Origin of the sequence: Clostridium sp. AM34-9AC (assembly GCF_003480225.1) — a bacterium.
In the GTDB taxonomy this organism is placed as follows: domain Bacteria; phylum Bacillota; class Clostridia; order Lachnospirales; family Lachnospiraceae; genus Acetatifactor; species Acetatifactor acetigignens.
The window spans coordinates 72,724-91,502 of record NZ_QUIU01000010.1; the positions used below are offsets into that span (position 1 = coordinate 72,724).

Consider the following 18,779-nt stretch of genomic DNA (forward strand, 5'->3'; position numbering starts at 1 on the left):
CAACTCTTGGCTTTTTGGAGTATAATTTGTCTATATTTTTAAGGAGATTTACAGGAATGAAAAGTAGGTTACAGAAGAAATGGAATAATGGAAAGATGCTTGCAGAATTAAAGCCTGCTTTTTTTATGTCTCTGACATTTTGCTTTATGATTTTTATATATGCACCTTTGGAACTCTATATTAATAATGTGGATGAATTTTGGTATGATGTTTATTTACTTTTTCCTTTTATTATAAAGGATTTCTTTTTGTTTCTTTTGTTTAGTATAGTTGGGTTTTTAGTTGTATATCTGTTTGGAAATATTGCTTATAAAATTGTTTTATATTGCTATTTTACCGGTACTGTAGCCTGTTATATTCAGGGAAACTATATGGTTAAAAATTTACCTCCTTTAGATGGAACAGATGTGAATTGGAGTTTATATCAATCACAGTTTGTAAAATCTACTATTGTGTGGGTGATCATAGCAATTGTTTGTCTGATTTTATTTATAGTCTTAAAATATGACAGGATAAAAAAGGCGGTTTCTTATATAAGTGTTTTCTTATTATTGATTTTAGTAAGTACGATTACAGTTCTTTCTATTAATAATAATATTTTTGAAAAAAAAGAATATGCAAGATTTACAAAAGTAGATCAGTTTGAAATGTCTACAGATACTAATTTTATTATTTTCTTATTAGATGCTGTGGATGAAGAATGCTTCTGGCAAGTGTGGCAGGAACATCCGGAATATGAAGATGCAATGACTGATTTTACTTTTTATAATAACGCAATGTCAGGGTATGCATACACGGAGCATTCTTTACCGTTAATACTTTCCGGAGAATGGTTTGAAAATAAAGAACCTTTTATAGATTATAGAAATCGAATTTTTAAGAGTTCTCCTTTTTTTAATTATTTGCGTGAGCAGGGTTATACTTTAAGTAATTATGATGACGAATATAAATTTGAAAAAGGCGTCATGGATGGTGCTTTTAATAATATAACATATACGAAATCTTCTCTTTGGGATCGTTCTTTATTTAATACCAGAATTATTAAAATGGTGGGAATGAAATACGCACCTTATGTATTAAAACCGTATTGCTGGTTTAATGTAAGTATGCTCAAAAATCAGGAAATGAGTTCCAAAGATGAAGAGTTATTTTCCTGGAGAAATGATGATTTTTATAAGGATGTACAGGAAGATGATATAACCTATGTAGATGGAAAAAGATTTAAATTAATTCATTTAATGGGGGCACATGTTCCGTTCTATTTTGATAAGGATGTAAACGTAATAGATGATGCAGATTATTATACTTCTATTGAATCTTCTATGACTGTTACTATGGCTTATCTGAATAAACTAAGAGAAGCAGGAGTTTATGATAATTCTGTCATTATCATACTATCGGATCATGGATATAACATAGAAGGTGAAGCAGTAAAAGTAGCTCAGAAAAACGAGAACGAAACCGGCAGACAGCATCCTATTTTATTTGTAAAGGGATTGAATGAAAGTCATGATTTACAAGTATCCGGAGCACCGATCTCGTATGAGGATCTGGTAGAGGCCTATTATAAATTAATGAATGGCACAGCGTCTGATGATTGCTTTGCATACAAAGAAGGTGATCAGAGAGAGCGCAGATATCTTCTCTATAAATATCTGGGAGAAGATCATATGGTGGAGTATGTACAGACTGGTTATGCGGGAGACGAATCGACGCTTGTTCCTACAGGAAGAGTGTTTGATGCAAAATAGATGTTGGCAGTTCATGGAAAGGCATTAGTAACAGTATGGAAAATTTTGAAAAGGAAACAATAGCAGCTATTGCCACGGCTCTATCAGATTCCGGAATCGGAATTGTAAGAATCAGTGGTGAAAATGCCATATATATAGTAGATAGTATTTTCCGTTCCACATCCGGGAAAAAGATTCTGACAAAGGTACAGAGTCATACGATCCATTATGGATATATTGTTGATAAAGATGAGAATATCATTGATGAGGTTATGACCTCTGTAATGAAAGCACCAAAAAGCTATACGATGGAAGACACGGTGGAAATCAACTGTCATGGTGGTGTGTTGGTGATGCAGAAAGTATTGGAGACAGTGTTGCAGGCCGGTGCCAGACTGGCAGAACCGGGAGAATTCACCAAGAGAGCTTTTCTAAACGGCAGAATTGATTTATCCCGGGCGGAAGCGGTTATTGACGTGATCCATTCCCAGAACGAATATGCGCTTTCTTCTTCGGTCAGCCAGTTGAAGGGAAGACTTTCGGACAAAATTCGCAGCCTGCGGGAAGATATTTTATATCAGATTGCTTTTATAGAATCGGCGTTGGATGATCCGGAACATATCAGTCTGGAAGGATATCCGGAACAATTATCTGTAAAAGTAAAAAAATTTGAAAAACAAATTGAAAAATTGTTGGAAACGGCAGATAATGGAAGACTGATGAAGGAAGGAATTTCCACGGTCATTGTAGGAAAACCAAATGCCGGTAAATCTTCCCTCCTGAATATGCTGTTGGGAGAGGACAGAGCCATTGTAACGGAGATTGCCGGAACGACCAGAGATGCCCTGCACGAAACAATCAACCTGCATGGTATCAGTCTGAATATGATCGATACAGCGGGAATCCATGAGACACAGGATATTGTGGAAAAGATTGGTGTAGAACGTGCCAAAAAATATGCTGTAGAAGCAGATATGATTCTGTATGTTGTAGATGCTTCCGGAAATCTGGATGAGGATGACCGGAATATTATTTCTTTGTTGGAGGGGAAAAAGGCAATCATCCTGTTAAATAAATCTGATCTGGAGAACCGGATTTCTGAAGAGCTTCTGAGAGAAACTCTGGCAAAGGTATTGAAACATACGGAAGGAATCCGTATTCTTCGCACTTCCACAATTGATCCTTCTTCAGAAAATTCCGGAATGGAGGAACTGGAAGAAACCATTCGAAATATGTTTTTTGAGGGTGAATTAAAACATAATAATGAATTGGTAATCACCAACCTCAGACATAAAGAAGCTCTTCAGGACGCATTGAACAGTTTGCAGCTGGTAGAGCGAAGCATTGAAGATGGAATGCCGGAAGATTTTTATTCCATTGATCTGACCAGTGCTTATGCTTCTCTTGGTAAGATAATCGGAGAAGAAGTGGACGAGGACGTGGTCAATGAGATTTTCTCTAAATTTTGCATGGGTAAGTAATCACCAGAAGGAATGAATAATATTATGGAACTAAAGAAGCAAGTAGACGTATGTGTGGTAGGTGCCGGTCATGCCGGATGTGAAGCAGCGCTGGCCTGTGCCAGACTGGGGCTGAAGACGGTAATTTTTACTGTAAGTGTAGACAGCATTGCGTTGATGCCCTGTAATCCCAATGTAGGCGGATCTTCCAAGGGGCATCTGGTCAGAGAACTGGATGCTCTGGGTGGTGAAATGGGTAAAAATATTGATAAGACCTTTATTCAGTCGAAAATGCTGAATGTATCTAAGGGACCGGCGGTACATTCCCTGCGGGCACAGGCAGATAAAGCGGAATATTCCAGAGCAATGCGTAAAGTATTGGAAAATCAGGAGAATCTTCTGATTAAACAGGCGGAGGTCTGTGAACTTCTTTGGGAGGAAACCTCAGATCAGAAAAAGAAAATAACAGGTCTCAAGACTTTTACCGGTGCAATTTATGAGTGCAAGGCGGTTGTACTTTGTACGGGAACTTATCTTCGTGCCAGATGTCTGTGTGGAGAATCCATTACTTATACGGGGCCCAATGGATTGCAGGCCGCTAATCACCTGACAGATTCTCTGAAAGCCATGGGAATCGAGATGCGTCGTTTTAAGACAGGAACTCCTGCCAGAATGGACAAGCGTTCTCTTGATTTCAGCAAGATGGAAGAGCAGTTTGGTGATGAAAGAATTGTTCCTTTTTCTTTCTCTACGGATCCGGATTCTATCCAGAAGGAACAGGCTTCCTGCTGGCTGACTTATACCAATGAAAATACCCATGAAATCATCCGGAATAATCTGGACCGTTCTCCGATTTATGCAGGTATTATTGAAGGAACTGGTCCCAGATATTGTCCTTCTATTGAAGATAAGGTTGTAAAATTTGCAGAAAAAGAGAGACATCAGGTATTTATTGAACCGGAAGGTCTTCACACGAATGAAATGTACGTTGGCGGCATGTCGTCATCTCTTCCGGAAGATGTACAGTTAGCTATGTATCGCACCGTTCCCGGTCTGGAGCATTGTGAAATTGTAAGAAATGCTTATGCTATCGAGTACGACTGCATTAATGCGAAGCAGCTCAATCCTTCCCTGGAGTTCAAAAATATCAGCGGTTTGTTCAGCGGCGGACAGTTTAATGGAAGCAGTGGATATGAAGAAGCAGCTTCCCAGGGATTGATTGCCGGTATTAATGCAGCTATGTCTGTTTTGCATAGAGATTCTTTGATTTTGGATCGTTCCGAAAGTTATATCGGAGTTTTGATTGATGATCTGGTGACCAAGGATAACAGAGAACCTTATCGTATGATGACTTCCAGAGCAGAGTATCGTCTGTTACTTCGTCAGGATAATGCGGATCTGCGTCTGCGTAAGAAAGGATACAAGATTGGATTGATCTCTCAGCAGGAATATGATGCATTGGTGGAAAAAGAGGAGCTGATCGATCGTGAAATTCAGCGTTTGAAAAATACTTCTGTTGGGGCCGATAAGGAAATTCAGCATTTTCTGCAAGAGAGCGGAAGTTCGATTCTGAAAACGGCGGCAACTCTGGCAGAACTGATCTGCAGACCGGAGCTGGGATATGCAGCATTGGCTCCGATTGATAAGGAGAGACATCCTTTGCCTTCTTCTGTTGTGGAACAGGTGGAAATTGAAATCAAATATGAAGGATATATTATAAGACAAAAGCGTCAGGTAGAACAGTATCGCAAGATGGAGAAAAAAATGATCCCAGTGACATTGGACTATGATGAAGTTCCGTCCCTTCGTCTGGAAGCGAGACAGAAGCTGAAGGAATTCCGTCCCGTTTCGGTAGGACAGGCTTCCCGTATCTCAGGAGTATCTCCTGCAGATATCTCTGTTTTACTGGTATATCTGGAACATTATAAAGCAACAAAGTAGAATACTGCGGAGGAATACATGGCAGATTATAATACAGAACAATTTGAAAAAGACTGTAAAGCGCTGGGTGTGACTTTAAGTGATGAACAGATCCAACAGTTTTTGAAATATTATGAAATGTTGGTGGAATGGAATGAGGTCATGAATCTTACAGCAATTACGGAATACGACGAAGTTATGAAAAAACATTTTGTGGACAGCATATCCCTCTGTAAAGCCTATGATGTTACGCAGAATAAAACAGTCATTGATGTGGGAACCGGTGCTGGATTTCCGGGACTTGCTTTGAAAATTGCATTTCCGGATCTGCAGGTGACATTGCTGGATTCCCTGAATAAGAGAATTAACTTTTTAAATGAAGTGATTGCTGCATTGGGACTTACCGGAGTGGAGACAATTCATGGACGTGCGGAAGATTTTGCAAAGCCTGGAAAATGCAGGGGAAAATATGATCTCTGTGTATCCAGGGCAGTAGCAAATCTTTCCACATTGTCAGAATATTGCCTTCCTTTTGTAAAGGTCGGCGGCAAATTTATCTCTTATAAATCTGAAAAAATAACAGAAGAGATGAATGCCGCAAAGCATGCTGTGAAGATACTTGGTGGAAAAATGGATGGACAGGTTGAATTTACACTTCCCGATTCGGATATTTATCGAAATTTGTTTATTATTACTAAGGAAAAGTCCACACCTGCAAAATATCCCAGAAAAGCGGGATTGCCATCCAAAGAACCTTTGTCATAAAACGAAGAGAATACATGTAAAAATTTGTTAAGATTTATTTTTATAAATAAAAAGAGTTTTACACAATAATATTATTCCTGTATGATAAATATAATGGAATATTCAAAATAAGAACATATGTTCTATAAGGTGATATATGAACATTGATGAAAATGTACAAAAGAATGAGTGTAGTTGCAATACAGAAAATGGTAAGAAAATGATAGAGATGTTGGAGACGGAGAGAAAAAGAATTGTTTCCGAACTTCATGATACTTCATTGCAGAATATTGCCCATTTTGTTCATATGATTGAACTGGCTTCCTTATATATTGATAAGGATCCCGCCAGAGCGAAGATGGAATTGAATTTTGTGAGTAAAGGATTGCATAATGTCATTGAAGATATCAGAAGTACTATCTTCAATCTGCGTCCTATGACATTTGATGATCTGGGATTGAAGGCTTCTTTTGAAAGATTATTGGACTTTTTGAATGCTGACAGAGATTATATAATGGACGTAGAAATCGATGCTGTTTCATGTGAAACAGATGATTATTTTTGCATTACCTTATACCGTGTGGTTCAGGAATGTCTGTTAAATATAAAAAAGCATTCACAGGCTACCAGGGTATTATTTCATTGTAAAAAAACAGAGCAGAAATATGAAATTTTAATACAAGATAATGGTAAGGGATTTACCATGGAAGAAGTGGAAGATAAAGCAAACAGTCATTTTGGATTAGCATTGATCCATGAGGGTGTCAATCTGCTGAACGGTACAATTCATGTCAGTTCTGCGATTGGTCGGGGAACTATGATAGATATTAAAATTCCCTTAGATTTACATTCAGCTTTAAAAAAGAACAGCTAGGACAAAGTATAAGCATACACAAGCAAGTGAGGATATATATGAGTATAAAAGTTATGTTAGCAGATGATCATGTTCTTATGAGAGAAGGAATCCGTCAATTACTGGAATTTGACGGTACAATTTCTGTGGTTGCCGAAGCTAATAATGGTGTAGAATGTATGGAGCAGTTACTTTCTGTTCATCCTGATATACTGCTTCTGGATATTAATATGCCTGTTATGAATGGAATAGAAGTGCTACAGGAAATTAAGAAGAAAAATATCTCTGTTAAAGTATTGGTATTAACGGTACACAATGAAGTTGAATATCTTTTGAAAGCTGTGGACATTGGCGTAGATGGTTATATCATGAAAGATGCAGAATCCGCAGAACTGAAAAATGCCATTAATTGTATTATGCAGGGAGAAACTTATATTCAACCCAGTCTGGTACCGGCATTAAACAACCGACTGGTATCCAGAGATATTGACAAAGAAAAAATCAACAGTCTGACGAAAAGAGAGTTGGAAGTGCTTATTGAGGTTGCTAATGGAATGTTCAATAAGGAAATTGCAACATCTCTGAATATCAGTGAGAGAACGGTAAAAAATCATATTTCTAATATCTTTAAAAAAATTGATGTATCTGATCGAACACAGGCAGCTGTATTTGCTATTAAAAATAATCTGATTAAATTGTATTAGTTAGCAGATTCCTGCCAATCCTTACACACATCTACCCACTGCAGGAAGTTTGAATATTTCTCCAATTCAGGGATTGTTAATTCAATCGCACTATTAGAACTTCCTGCAGCCGGAAATACAGTTTGAAATCTTTTTAATGATTCGTCTAAATATACTTTCACATTTTCATTTATAGCAAAAGGACATACACCACCGATGGCATGTCCGATGATTGCTTCTACTTCCTCTCCCGGTATCATTTTAGCTTTTGCACCAAAGAAGTGTCTGTATTTTGCATTATCAATTTTAGTATCACCGGCTGTTACAATCAGAATAGGTTGTTCTCCAACCAAGAAAGACATTGTTTTTGCAATCCTTTTTCCTTCACAGTGGAGAGCTTCTGCAGCCAGTTCTACAGTAGCACTGGATACATCAAATTCTAAAATGTGATCTTCCATATGAAGTGGTTTAAAATATTCTTTTACTTTATCAATAGCCATAGCTTGCGTACCTCACATTCTTTTTAGTTATCCTATCATAGGAATTGTAACAAAACAAGATACACAAATATCTTTTATTTGATCACTATATATAGATATTTATGGATAGAATGTTTCACGTGAAACATTCTATCCATGTACAAGAAAATTATACAAGATAATGTTTCACGTGAAACATTACAACCCAAGATATAGTGGGTAAAAATGTGAAACATTTTACATATTTGGCGTGAAACATGATGCTTACTGGAAAAAACATAGATATAAGAATACAACATCTAGTAAAAAACAGAACAAATGAGTATAAAGTATCAACTTTTTGTAGCATTTTTACCTTGTAACATAGAAATGCTCATGCTATTATTATAGAGTGGTTTGTATCACAGAATGGAGGATTTTATAATGTTAGAATTCAAATATGATACACAATTATTAATTGAAGGAACAGATCTGGATGAAGATGAGATCAACGACTATATCACAGAACATTTCAAAGGTGATTGTCTGCTGGCAGTAGGAGATGAAGAACTGATCAAAATTCATTTTCATACCAATGAACCCTGGAAGGTTCTTGAGTATTGTGCTTCTCTCGGTGAAATCTATGATATCGTTGTAGAGGATATGGACAGACAGTCCAGAGGTTTGCACGGCTAAATCATTAAGAAGGACATGGTGAAAAATAAGTATGGGTAGAATTATTGCAATAGCGAACCAGAAAGGTGGCGTAGGTAAAACAACTACGTCCATTAATTTGTCTGCATCTTTGGCTGCAAAAGGAAAGAAAGTATTGGTAATCGACACAGATCCTCAGGGAAATACTACCAGTGGATTTGGAATTGAAAAAAATGAACTGGAAGATACCATTTATGAGTTAATTCTGGGAGAGTGTTCCATCAGAGATTGTATTATCTCAAATGTTATTAAAAATGTATCCGTAGTTCCTTCCAATGTAAATCTTGCAGCGGCTGAGATCGAACTGATTGGTGTAGATAAGAAGGAATTCATATTAAAGAACGAAGTGGATTACGTTAAGGATGATTATGATTTTATTATTATTGATTGTCCTCCTTCTTTGAATATGCTGACCATCAATTCCATGACTACAGCGGATAGTGTGTTGGTTCCCATTCAGTGCGAGTATTATGCTTTGGAAGGATTGAGTCAGTTGATCCATACTATCAATCTGGTAAAAGAAAGATTGAATCCCAATCTTAATATTGACGGTGTTGTTTTCACTATGTATGATTCCCGTACCAATCTGTCTATGCAGGTGGTAGAAAATGTTAAACAAAATTTGAATCAAAAGGTGTATAATACATTGATTCCCAGAAATATCAGACTGGCGGAAGCACCCAGTTATGGTATGCCTATCAATATGTATGATCCTAAATCAGCCGGAGCAGAAGCATACATGCAGTTGGCAGAAGAAGTTATAAAGAATAAATAGAAGAGAAGAGTATAGGAGAAAACGGTATGGCAGCAAGAGGATTGGGAAAAGGTCTGGATTCCCTGATACCTAATGCATTAGGGGAAACAAAGACAAAGAAAGAAGCAGTAGCCAAAGCAAAAAGCGAAGCAATAACGGAAGAAAAGGAACCGCAGACCCTTGTGAAAATTACAAAGGTAGAGCCAAACAGAGAACAGCCTCGTAAGAATTTCGATGAGGATGCATTACAGGAACTGGCGGATTCTATCAAACAGTTTGGTCTGTTGCAGCCGATTCTGGTACAGGATCGTAAGGATTATTATGAGATTATTGCCGGTGAGAGAAGATGGCGTGCAGCCAAGTTGGCAGGTCTGAAGGAAGTTCCTGTTATCATTCGTAATTATACGGAACAGGAAATTGTAGAGATTTCCCTGATTGAGAATATTCAGCGTGAAGATCTGAATCCTATTGAAGAAGCACAGGCATACAAGAGACTTTTAACAGAGTTTCACCTGAAACAGGATGAAGTGGCAGAGAGAGTATCCAAGAGCCGTGCTGCAGTAACCAACTCCATTCGTCTGTTGAAACTGAATGAAGATGTACAGCGTATGGTGGTAGATGAAATGATCAGCACCGGACATGCAAGAGCTTTGCTGGCTGTAGAGAATCCGGAAGAGCAGTACAATCTGGCCCAGCGTATTTTTGATGAAAAGCTGAGTGTCCGTGATGTGGAAAAATTGGTAAAGAATCTACATAAACCGGCAAAGCCCAAGAAGACAGATGACAAGACCATGCAGGTAATCTATCAGGATATTGAAGAAAAATTGAAGCAGAAACTTGGCAGAAAAGTTACTGTGACATCCAGGGGAGAAGGATCCGGTAAGATTGAAATTGAATTTTACAATCATGAAGATCTGGACAGACTGTTGGATGTACTGAATAAATAAGAGAAAAGAAGATGCACGAAAGAAAGGCACGGTTAATAATATGAGTAGTACTTTTTTGAATCAGATCGGTCTGGGGGAATTTGACCTGGGCTACCTTCTGATCGGAATGGGTGCAGTGATTTTACTGTTGATCATCTTTTTGATCCTGTTGATCGTTCAGATCAGAAAAACAAGCAAATTAAAAAAGAGACTGGACAAATTCCTCAGCGGTAAAGATGGAGCAAGTCTGGAAAAGGATATCGCCGGTCTGTATGAAGACAATAAATTCCTAAAAGCAAATACAGAGAAAAATAAGAAAGATATCCGCACTTTATATAAGAATATGGAATCCGCTTATCAGAAAATGGGATTGGTGAAGTACGATGCATTCAACCAGATGGGTGGGCAGCTGAGTTTTTCACTGGCTCTGCTGGATGAGAATAATAATGGTTTTATTATCAATTCTGTACACAGTTCCGAAGGCTGTTATTCTTATACAAAAGAAATCAAGCTTGGCCAGTGTGCTATTGATCTGGGGGCAGAAGAAGCAGAAGCACTTGCCATGGCAATGGGAGAATAAGTAAAAATAAGTAAAGAGGTTTACATATGAAGAGAATGAAACTGAGCGAGCTGACCGGAAACGAAATTCTTGCACAGTCATTGATGACTTGGGATTATCAGATCATTCTTCCGGAAGGCGCAGTATTAAAAAAAGAGTATATCGATAAAATCGAGGAAATGGGTATTCTGGAGGTCTACGTAAAAGAAGACGAGGCCAACGAAATCGTAATACTAAAAAACGATATAGAAAAAACAATAAAAAGTAAAGTAAAAAGTATTCTGGAGAGACATACTTACCAGAATAACAAAGAATTGCAGGGGCTGACCCAAGCAGCGGATGAGATCATTACCAATATTCTGGATGAAAAAGAAGTTGTAGAAAAAGTATTTGATATTAAGGAACGAAGTGCTGATATTTACGAACATTCTATCAGTCTGAGTTCTCTCGCTATCCTGACGGCACTTCGGATGAATGTGGATAAGCAGGTAATTCATGATATCGGTGTAGGATGCCTGCTGCATGATATCGGACTTCGATATACGACTTTGGATTATGAAGGGAAATCCATGGAAGATATGAAGCCGGAAGCATTGGCAGAGTATAAGAAACATCCGGTATATGGATATACTTCTGTAAAAGATGAGGAATGGATTTCAGATGAAGTAAAAAAAATCATCCTGTATCACCATGAGAGACTGGACGGATCCGGATTTCCGCTTCGACTCAAAGAAGCGGAGATTCCACTTTTCTGTCAGATTGTAGCCGTATGTGATGCCTTTGATGAAATGATCTGTGGTATTGCCCAGAGACGTAGCAGAGTCTATGAAGCAGTAGAATATTTAAAAAGCTTTAAAAATGTGAAATATAATGGTAAAATAGTAGACGCGTTTTTAAGTTTTACTGCAGTCTATCCCGCCGGAAGTCATGTACTGACTAACGACGGAGAAGAAGCCATCGTGGTATCTCAGAATAAAGATTTCCAGGATCGTCCCATAATCCGGATCATCCGCGATAAGGATGGACGGAAATTACAGGAAGAGAGAATCGTGGATCTTGTAAAGGTTCTGAATGTATATATTGAAAAAGGATTAGAATAATGCTGCATACATATATGTCAGCAGAATGGAGGAAGTCATGATAGACATTAAATTTTTAAGAGAAAATCCCGAGGTAGTCAAGGAGAACATCCGAAAAAAATACCAGGATGAAAAGCTCCCTCTGGTAGATGAAGTGATTGCACTGGATACCGAGAGCAGAAAGGCAAAGCAGGAGGCAGATGATCTGCGTGCTTCCAGAAACCGTATCTCCAAAGAAATCGGTGCACTGATGGGTCAGGGCAAGAAGGAAGAGGCAGAAGCCAAGAAGGCAGAAGTAGCTGCCGGTGCAAAGCGCCTGGCTGAACTCGAAGCTTCCGAGACCGAACTGCAGGAGAAGATCACCAAGATCATGATGGTCATCCCCAACATTATTGATGAGTCCGTTCCTATCGGTAAGGATGACAGCCAGAATGTAGAGATCGAGAAGTTTGGTGAGCCCATAGTTCCTGATTTTGAGGTTCCTTATCATGCAGATATTCTGGATCGTCTGAACGGTCTGGACAAGGAGAGCGCAGGACGTACCAGTGGTAATGGTTTCTATTATCTGATGGGTGATGCAGCAAGAATCCATTCCGCAATGATCAGCTACGCAAGAGACTTCATGATCGACAAGGGATTCACTTATTGTATCCCTCCTTTCATGATCCGCAGCAGCGTAGTAAACGGTGTTATGAGCTTCGCAGAAATGGAAGCTATGATGTATAAGATCGAAGGTGAGGATCTGTACCTGATCGGTACTTCCGAGCATTCCATGATTGGTAAGTTCAAAGGACAGATCGTAGATGAGAAGAGCCTGCCTATTACCATGACTTCTTATTCCCCTTGCTTCCGTAAGGAAGTAGGTTCTCACGGAATCGAGGAGAGAGGTGTGTACCGCGTACACCAGTTCGAAAAGCAGGAAATGGTAGTACTGTGTAAGCCCGAGGATTCCATGGACTGGTACAACAAGATGTGGTCCTACACCGTAGAATTCTTCCGCAGCCTGGATGTACCCGTTCGTACTCTGGAGTGCTGTAGTGGTGATCTGGCAGATCTGAAGGTAAAATCCTGCGACGTAGAAGCATGGAGCCCCAGACAGAAGAAGTACTTCGAAGTCGGTTCCTGTTCCACTCTGGGTGATGCACAGGCAAGACGTCTGGGCATTCGTACCAAGGGTGAAAACGGTACCTACCTGGTACACACACTGAACAATACCGTACTGGCTTCTCCCAGAGGACTGATTGCATTCCTGGAGAACAATGTAAATGAGGATGGCAGTGTGAACATTCCTGTGGCTCTGCGTCCTTATATGGGTGGCAAGGAGAAAGTATTCCCCCAGAAATAAATAAAAATGTGGAAAACTGTTTGTAGATTTTCATAAAATGTGAATAATTCACGATAGAAGCGTCAGAAGTAGAAAACGAAAGATGTAAATCGTAAAAAAACAGAGACAGAAAGAAGGTGATTTTTTGCATAAATATATGAGAGCCATCGGATTCAGCGAGTATACTGACCGGAAGAAATTAAAAGAATTATTGACGGATGTGATCATGAATTCCGACCATCGCGCATATACCATGAATCAGGAAGGTATTCTTCTCGGAGAATTCAGCAAAAATCACAAAAGCGCCAAAGGGGCCGTGGAATCCGGCGTCTTTGGTGTAGCTGTCTGTGGAGAATTCGATGATAATGACAAATTTATCTATGAATATTATTTCCCCTATCTGACGGGAAGCGGGATTACTTCTTATGAAGATGTGTCCGTGGAACGTCATGCGGATAAAGATTCCTATGCCGGTATCTGTGACGATATCAAGGTGGGAATCTCTTTGATTTTCTATCTGCGGAACCGGATTCCTTATATTAAGGCACTAAGCACCGGAAAGTTACCGATCCGCGGTACTACACTTACCTTATCCGGATTGTCCCTGACCGGCAGCATTCTGTTTCCCATTAAAAAAGACGAGGAGCAGGTACTTCGGGTGAAAAAGGATTCTGCCAACCGGAACAAGCTTCTCGCTGCCGCAAGACAGGGAGATGAAGATGCTATCGAGACACTGACTTTGGAAGATATGGATATGTATACCACTATCTCCAGAAGAATCCAGAAGGACGATATCTTCAGCCTGGTAGATACTTACTTCATGCCTTATGGTGTGGAATGTGACCAGTACTCCGTTCTGGGTGAGATCATGGAACTGCGCCTTGCTACCAATGATATCACCGGAGAAAAAGTGTATATTCTTACAATTTTATGTAATGAATTGTCCTTTGACGTATGTATTAATGAAAAAGACCTCTATGGAGAACCTCAGGTAGGCCGCCGCTTCAAAGGTGTGATCTGGCTACAGGGATATATCAATTTTCCTGAGGAATAGGTTGCAAAATCGTGATATTTTCGGTATACTAACAGTTGTGTGTATGTTCCTATAGTTAAATGGATATAACAAGCGCCTCCTAAGGTTCAACCATGGTTAAACCCGTGAGAAACAAAAAGGGTATAACTTGGAGTTCGATTCAAGGAATGTCGCCTGAGATGTCGGAATAAGAAATAGAGGTAATTCATCACGAAAGTGATTGGATTCATAAATATGGTTGCCGGAACCAAAGTGGCTGAAAAGCCCGAAAATACGGCATTCGTTCTCATAGTTAAATGGATATAACAAGCGCCTCCTAAGGTTCAATCATGGTTGAGACTTATGGAAGTTGAGAAGTGATAAGTCAGAGTTCGATTCCAACAGGGATTGCCCTGAATGTCAAAATTAGATACAATGGAAATTCATCACAAGAGTGATTGAATTCATAGATATGGCAGCCGGAGCCAAAAGAGCTGAGAAGCCCGAAAATACGGCATTTGTCTCCTTAGTTAAATGGATATAACGGGGTCCTCCTAAGACTCTATTGTAGGTTCGATTCCTATAGGAGACGCTCATTTTTAGCGGTAATGAAGATAGTTTCATTGCCGCTTTTTTTGTGCAGAATTGCAATTTCAGTGACAAATTTGTCAGCGAAACAAGGTTGAAAATACTGACTTTGTCAGCGGGGATGGATGCTTGTCACCGATTCATATTTTCCGGTCTGTCACCTAGAGGGATTAACTACAATGTAGGATGAGTTTTGGGGTGTAAAATTAGGAAAAGCAGTGAGATAAAACACTATATTCTTGCCTGTGATATCAGGCCTGTCGGAAGAGTCCGTTCAGATTAGATAAAAACAATCTATTCTGGACGGGCTTTTTTGCGTTCAGGGAAAGGAAGTTGCCTATGGAAGAAAAGAAGGAATTGCTGGATCAGGATGAAAGAGTTGTAGAGATTGAGCTGGAAAGACTTCGGGGATTTGTAAACCATCCATTCAAGGTTCAGGCGGACAGTCAGATGATTGAATTACAGGAGAGCATTAAGAAGTATGGAATATTAAATCCTCTGATAGTCAGACCGAGGCAGGATGGAACTTATGAGATCATATCGGGTCACAGAAGAAAATTTGCAGCTGAAAAGATCGGTTATCGTAAGGTACCTGTGATCATTCGCGTATTAAAAGATGATGAAGCGGTTGTATCTATGGTTGATTCAAATTTACAACGGGAAATGATCAGTCCAAGTGAAAAAGCATTTGCTTACAAAATGAAGTATGAAGCAATCAAAAGGAAGGCAGGAAGAAGAAAATGTGGTCAGGTAGACCATAATTTGGGAAAGAAAAGCATTGAGCTGATTGGAGAGGAATGTGGGGACAGCCCCAAACAGGTTCAGAGGTATATCAAAATCACAGAACTCATTCCTGAAATGCTTGAAAAAGTGGATGACGGAAGCATGGGATTTACTCCGGCAGTTCAGTTGTCATTTCTGAAAAAGAAGGAGCAAAAGGAAATGCTGGATGCAATGGAATTTGCACAGTGTACCCCGTCACTATCCCAGGCACTCCGCATAAAGAAATTGAGCGCAGATGGGAAACTTACAGTAAGGGATATGGAAGATATTCTAAGTGAGATTAAGCAAAAAGAGATAGACCGTGTAGTATTCAAAACGGAACAGCTTCACAGATTTTTCCCTGTCAGTTATACGGCAGAGCAGATGAGACGTGAAATCTTGGAAATGTTGAAATTAAATATGAACAAATATTGGGATGAATAAAGGAGGAACAGATTATGTGCAGAGTAATAGCAGTATCAAATCAAAAAGGTGGAGTAGGTAAAACAGTGTCATGTGTGAATCTAGGAATAGGATTGGCACAGGAAGGAAAGAAAGTGCTTATGATAGACGCTGATCCACAAGGAAGTCTTACAATCAGCTTAGGTTATGAGGAGCCGGATGAAATGGAGTATTCTCTGGCAACACTGATGATGAACATTGTGAATGATGAAAAACTGAATATAGAAAAGACTATCTTACACCATAAGGAAGGAGTGGACCTTATCCCAGCCAACATTGAATTATCAGCGATAGAGGTGTCTTTGGTAAATGCCATGAGCAGGGAACTGATTCTGAGATCTATGGTAGACAGGCTGAGAGAATTTTATGATTACATCATAATTGATTGTATGCCTTCACTTGGAATGATGACAATTAACGCATTGGCATGTGCAGATTCTGTACTGATACCGGTGCAGGCTGCGTATCTTCCAGTCAAAGGCTTACAGCAGCTGATCAAGACAATAGGAAGAGTAAAGAAGCAGCTGAACCCAAAGCTCAAGATTGAAGGAATACTTTTGACGATGGTTGATAACAGAACTAATTATGCCAGGGATATTTCCCTGATGGTGTATGATACCTATTCTGCATCAATTAAGGTATTTGAAACAGAGATACCGATGTCAGTAAGGGCATCAGAGGTCAGTGTGGAGGGTGGAAGCATCTATTCCTATGATCCAAAGGGAAAAGCGGCATTTGCTTATATGGCATTAACTAAAGAAGTATTGAAGGAGGCAGAGTAATTATGGCAAGCAGAGTAGCAGGAAAGATTAAATTACAGTCAGTAGATGAATTATTGGGAGTACCGGAGATTGCCGGTACTCAGGAAATAGAGATTGGAAGAATTCATGCGTTTCCGAATCATCCATTTAAGGTGTTGGATGATGAAAAGATGGACACTCTGGTTGATAGTATCAGGAAAAATGGCATATTGAACCCAGTGATCGTAAGACCGGATCAGAGCGGAAATTATGAAATGATTTCTGGTCACCGCAGGTTACATGCGGCAAGGATTGTGGGATTGAAAAAGATTCCGGCTATCGTAAAGGAAATGTCTGATGATGAAGCTATTATAAAAATGGTGGATGCCAATATTCAGAGGGAAGAAATACTTCCAAGTGAAAAGGCATTTGCATATAAAATGAAACTTGATGCATTGAAGAGAACAGCTGGAAGACCTACAAAAGAAAATGCGTGCCACAATGGCACACATTTACGATCTGATCAAGAATTAGCATTACAGGTAGGTGACAGTGCGAGAAGTATACAAAGATATGTTAGGCTTACAGAATTGGTTCCTGAATTATTGGATTATGTAGATAATAAGAAAATTGGATTGGTAATGGCAGTAGATCTTTCATACCTTGATGAACAGGTACAGAAATGGGTATATGAATATTTTAAGGAAAATGGATTTTTGAAGCCGGTACAGGTTGAAGCATTGAAGAATTATTCTAACTTATCAAATGTAACACAATTCAGTGTCATTTCTATAATGAATGATGCATTACCGAAGAAGAGTAAGGAATCAAAGTTATCTTTTTCAGCAAAGAAACTGGATAAATATTTTCCACCGCAGTATTCAACGAAAGAACGTGAAAATATAATCATTCAGCTATTGGAACAGTGGAGTGCAGATCAGGTACAGTCAGAGTAGAAATATAATTATAATGTTTCAGAAGTGTAGAAACGGCACTTCTGAAACAGGAAGGAGATTCAAATGGAAGACAGAATAAGACTATCCTATTTCTATGGAAAGGAAGCGGATCAGTTTTCATTTTATAAGATACCGAAGTTATTATTTACCGAAGAGTATTTCAAAAAAATATCAGTGGAGGCAAAGGTGTTGTACGGGCTGATGTTGGATAGGATGTCGCTATCTATGAAAAATCAGTGGATGGACGATGAAGGGAGAGCTTACATATATTATTCGCTTGAAGATATCATGGAGGCTCTGGGATGCAGTAACAAAAAAGCAATATCCATAATGAAGGAATTGGACACGGATGCTGGTATAGGTTTGATTGAAAAGAAGCGCCAGGGGCAGGGAAAACCAACCATGATTTATCTAAAACAGTTTATGGTACAGGATGTTCAGAAGTGTAGAAATTTCACTTCTGAGCAAAAATCGACAGTTTCAGAAGTGAAGAATTTACATGTCTTGAAGTGTAAAAATGTCATATCTAGAAGTGAAGAAATTACACTTCCAGAAGTGAAAAATATTCACACTAATAAGAATAATATAAATAATACTGAGTTGAGTAATACTGAATCTTATCTTATCGTATCTGGAAATGATGAGATAGGATCCGACGTACAAGCATATGCAGAACTTATCAGAGATAATATTGATCTGGATATTCTGTTAGAGAGATATCCGTTTGACAAAGAGTTACTTAATGGCATCTTTGATCTGATTTTGGAAACAGTGTTATGCAGGAACAATGAAATTGTAGTGGCATCCAATAAATATCCGGCAGAGCTGGTCAGAAGTAAATTTCTGAAACTGACCAGTTCGCATATTGAATATGCAATGGGATGTATGAAATCAAATACCACAAAAGTGCATAACATCAAGAAATATCTGCTGGCAACATTGTTCAATGCACCAAGTACAATCAGTGGTTATTATCAGGCAGAGGTTAACCATGATTATCCCCAGTTTGCTGTAAGTGGCAAATAATGACTTGACGTATACGGATTTCGTGTATA

The 18,779-nt window shown here is 38.9% G+C and carries 18 protein-coding genes and 1 tRNA gene; 18 read left to right on the forward strand and 1 reads right to left on the reverse strand.

Annotation, left to right across the window (positions count from 1 at the left end):
* The first annotated feature begins 56 nt into the window (after positions 1–56).
* From DW835_RS07770 to DW835_RS07795, 6 genes are all read left to right on the forward strand, one after another.
* Positions 57–1,751 (forward strand): sulfatase-like hydrolase/transferase, encoded by a 1,695-nt coding sequence (locus DW835_RS07770; RefSeq protein WP_182430275.1) that lies wholly within the window; start codon positions 57–59, stop codon positions 1,749–1,751.
* A gap of 35 nt (positions 1,752–1,786) precedes the next feature.
* The gene (gene mnmE, locus DW835_RS07775; protein WP_118730935.1) at positions 1,787–3,211 is read left to right on the forward strand and encodes a tRNA uridine-5-carboxymethylaminomethyl(34) synthesis GTPase MnmE; all 1,425 of its coding nucleotides are present in this window, start codon (positions 1,787–1,789) and stop codon (positions 3,209–3,211) included.
* Positions 3,212–3,235: 24 nt separating this feature from the next.
* Positions 3,236–5,131 (forward strand): tRNA uridine-5-carboxymethylaminomethyl(34) synthesis enzyme MnmG, encoded by a 1,896-nt coding sequence (gene mnmG / locus DW835_RS07780; protein ID WP_243037090.1) that lies wholly within the window; start codon positions 3,236–3,238, stop codon positions 5,129–5,131.
* Between the two features lie 18 nt (positions 5,132–5,149).
* Positions 5,150–5,875: a 16S rRNA (guanine(527)-N(7))-methyltransferase RsmG gene (gene rsmG / locus DW835_RS07785; RefSeq protein WP_118730936.1), complete on the forward strand. Its 726-nt coding sequence runs from the start codon at positions 5,150–5,152 to the stop codon at positions 5,873–5,875.
* Between the two features lie 136 nt (positions 5,876–6,011).
* A complete protein-coding gene (locus DW835_RS07790) occupies positions 6,012–6,728 on the forward strand; it encodes a sensor histidine kinase (RefSeq protein ID WP_118501500.1) in 717 nt (238 codons plus the stop codon).
* 38 nt (positions 6,729–6,766) lie between these two features.
* Positions 6,767–7,411, forward strand: coding sequence for a response regulator transcription factor (locus tag DW835_RS07795; protein ID WP_117466826.1), 645 nt, complete (start codon positions 6,767–6,769; stop codon positions 7,409–7,411).
* Here the strand turns inward: DW835_RS07795 and DW835_RS07800 are convergent.
* Positions 7,408–7,890: a YbaK/EbsC family protein gene (locus DW835_RS07800; RefSeq protein ID WP_117466828.1), complete on the reverse strand. Its 483-nt coding sequence runs from the start codon at positions 7,888–7,890 to the stop codon at positions 7,408–7,410. The genes DW835_RS07795 and DW835_RS07800 overlap by 4 nt on opposite strands.
* Positions 7,891–8,292: 402 nt before the next feature.
* Between DW835_RS07800 and DW835_RS07805 the strand changes: the two genes are divergently transcribed.
* From DW835_RS07805 to DW835_RS07860, 12 genes are all read left to right on the forward strand, one after another.
* On the forward strand, positions 8,293–8,544 hold the full coding sequence (locus DW835_RS07805) for a hypothetical protein (RefSeq protein WP_022313455.1): 252 nt from the start codon (positions 8,293–8,295) through the stop codon (positions 8,542–8,544).
* Between the two features lie 31 nt (positions 8,545–8,575).
* The gene (locus DW835_RS07810; RefSeq protein WP_022313456.1) at positions 8,576–9,337 is read left to right on the forward strand and encodes an AAA family ATPase; all 762 of its coding nucleotides are present in this window, start codon (positions 8,576–8,578) and stop codon (positions 9,335–9,337) included.
* 26 nt (positions 9,338–9,363) lie between these two features.
* Complete coding sequence (locus DW835_RS07815) at positions 9,364–10,263, forward strand: ParB/RepB/Spo0J family partition protein (protein WP_117465435.1); 900 nt, start codon at positions 9,364–9,366, stop codon at positions 10,261–10,263.
* Between the two features lie 40 nt (positions 10,264–10,303).
* A complete protein-coding gene (locus tag DW835_RS07820; protein ID WP_117465434.1) occupies positions 10,304–10,822 on the forward strand; it encodes a DUF4446 family protein in 519 nt (172 codons plus the stop codon).
* Positions 10,823–10,848: 26 nt separating this feature from the next.
* Positions 10,849–11,901 carry an HD domain-containing phosphohydrolase gene (locus DW835_RS07825; RefSeq protein ID WP_118668392.1) on the forward strand — a complete coding sequence of 351 codons (1,053 nt, stop codon included), beginning with the start codon at positions 10,849–10,851 and terminating at the stop codon, positions 11,899–11,901.
* A 37-nt stretch (positions 11,902–11,938) separates the two neighbouring features.
* The gene (serS, locus tag DW835_RS07830; RefSeq protein WP_117568908.1) at positions 11,939–13,225 is read left to right on the forward strand and encodes a serine--tRNA ligase; all 1,287 of its coding nucleotides are present in this window, start codon (positions 11,939–11,941) and stop codon (positions 13,223–13,225) included.
* Positions 13,226–13,349: 124 nt separating this feature from the next.
* Complete coding sequence (locus DW835_RS07835; RefSeq protein WP_118730937.1) at positions 13,350–14,258, forward strand: DUF3881 family protein; 909 nt, start codon at positions 13,350–13,352, stop codon at positions 14,256–14,258.
* 478 nt (positions 14,259–14,736) lie between these two features.
* Positions 14,737–14,808: transfer RNA gene (locus DW835_RS07840), tRNA-Arg, on the forward strand.
* Between the two features lie 335 nt (positions 14,809–15,143).
* The gene (locus tag DW835_RS07845; RefSeq protein ID WP_069432532.1) at positions 15,144–16,010 is read left to right on the forward strand and encodes a ParB/RepB/Spo0J family partition protein; all 867 of its coding nucleotides are present in this window, start codon (positions 15,144–15,146) and stop codon (positions 16,008–16,010) included.
* Between the two features lie 14 nt (positions 16,011–16,024).
* Positions 16,025–16,810: an AAA family ATPase gene (locus tag DW835_RS07850; RefSeq protein WP_117833068.1), complete on the forward strand. Its 786-nt coding sequence runs from the start codon at positions 16,025–16,027 to the stop codon at positions 16,808–16,810.
* A gap of 2 nt (positions 16,811–16,812) precedes the next feature.
* Positions 16,813–17,724: a ParB/RepB/Spo0J family partition protein gene (locus tag DW835_RS07855; RefSeq protein ID WP_118668396.1), complete on the forward strand. Its 912-nt coding sequence runs from the start codon at positions 16,813–16,815 to the stop codon at positions 17,722–17,724.
* A 63-nt stretch (positions 17,725–17,787) separates the two neighbouring features.
* Positions 17,788–18,750, forward strand: a complete 963-nt coding sequence (locus DW835_RS07860) for a DUF6017 domain-containing protein (protein WP_118668397.1) — start codon at positions 17,788–17,790, stop codon at positions 18,748–18,750.
* Positions 18,751–18,779: the final 29 nt, after the last annotated feature.

What these genes read in the sequence shown, in the direction of transcription:
- DW835_RS07770 (WP_182430275.1), top strand. Translation starts at nt 57, where the DNA reads ATGAAAAGTAGGTTACAGAAGAAATGGAATAATGGAAAGATGCTTGCA.
- mnmE (WP_118730935.1), top strand. Translation starts at nt 1,787, where the DNA reads ATGGAAAATTTTGAAAAGGAAACAATAGCAGCTATTGCCACGGCTCTA.
- mnmG (WP_243037090.1), top strand. Translation starts at nt 3,236, where the DNA reads ATGGAACTAAAGAAGCAAGTAGACGTATGTGTGGTAGGTGCCGGTCAT.
- rsmG (WP_118730936.1), top strand. Translation starts at nt 5,150, where the DNA reads ATGGCAGATTATAATACAGAACAATTTGAAAAAGACTGTAAAGCGCTG.
- DW835_RS07790 (WP_118501500.1), top strand. Translation starts at nt 6,012, where the DNA reads ATGAACATTGATGAAAATGTACAAAAGAATGAGTGTAGTTGCAATACA.
- DW835_RS07795 (WP_117466826.1), top strand. Translation starts at nt 6,767, where the DNA reads ATGAGTATAAAAGTTATGTTAGCAGATGATCATGTTCTTATGAGAGAA.
- DW835_RS07800 (WP_117466828.1), bottom strand. Translation starts at nt 7,890, where the DNA reads ATGGCTATTGATAAAGTAAAAGAATATTTTAAACCACTTCATATGGAA.
- DW835_RS07805 (WP_022313455.1), top strand. Translation starts at nt 8,293, where the DNA reads ATGTTAGAATTCAAATATGATACACAATTATTAATTGAAGGAACAGAT.
- DW835_RS07810 (WP_022313456.1), top strand. Translation starts at nt 8,576, where the DNA reads ATGGGTAGAATTATTGCAATAGCGAACCAGAAAGGTGGCGTAGGTAAA.
- DW835_RS07815 (WP_117465435.1), top strand. Translation starts at nt 9,364, where the DNA reads ATGGCAGCAAGAGGATTGGGAAAAGGTCTGGATTCCCTGATACCTAAT.
- DW835_RS07820 (WP_117465434.1), top strand. Translation starts at nt 10,304, where the DNA reads ATGAGTAGTACTTTTTTGAATCAGATCGGTCTGGGGGAATTTGACCTG.
- DW835_RS07825 (WP_118668392.1), top strand. Translation starts at nt 10,849, where the DNA reads ATGAAGAGAATGAAACTGAGCGAGCTGACCGGAAACGAAATTCTTGCA.
- serS (WP_117568908.1), top strand. Translation starts at nt 11,939, where the DNA reads ATGATAGACATTAAATTTTTAAGAGAAAATCCCGAGGTAGTCAAGGAG.
- DW835_RS07845 (WP_069432532.1), top strand. Translation starts at nt 15,144, where the DNA reads ATGGAAGAAAAGAAGGAATTGCTGGATCAGGATGAAAGAGTTGTAGAG.
- DW835_RS07850 (WP_117833068.1), top strand. Translation starts at nt 16,025, where the DNA reads ATGTGCAGAGTAATAGCAGTATCAAATCAAAAAGGTGGAGTAGGTAAA.
- DW835_RS07855 (WP_118668396.1), top strand. Translation starts at nt 16,813, where the DNA reads ATGGCAAGCAGAGTAGCAGGAAAGATTAAATTACAGTCAGTAGATGAA.
- DW835_RS07860 (WP_118668397.1), top strand. Translation starts at nt 17,788, where the DNA reads ATGGAAGACAGAATAAGACTATCCTATTTCTATGGAAAGGAAGCGGAT.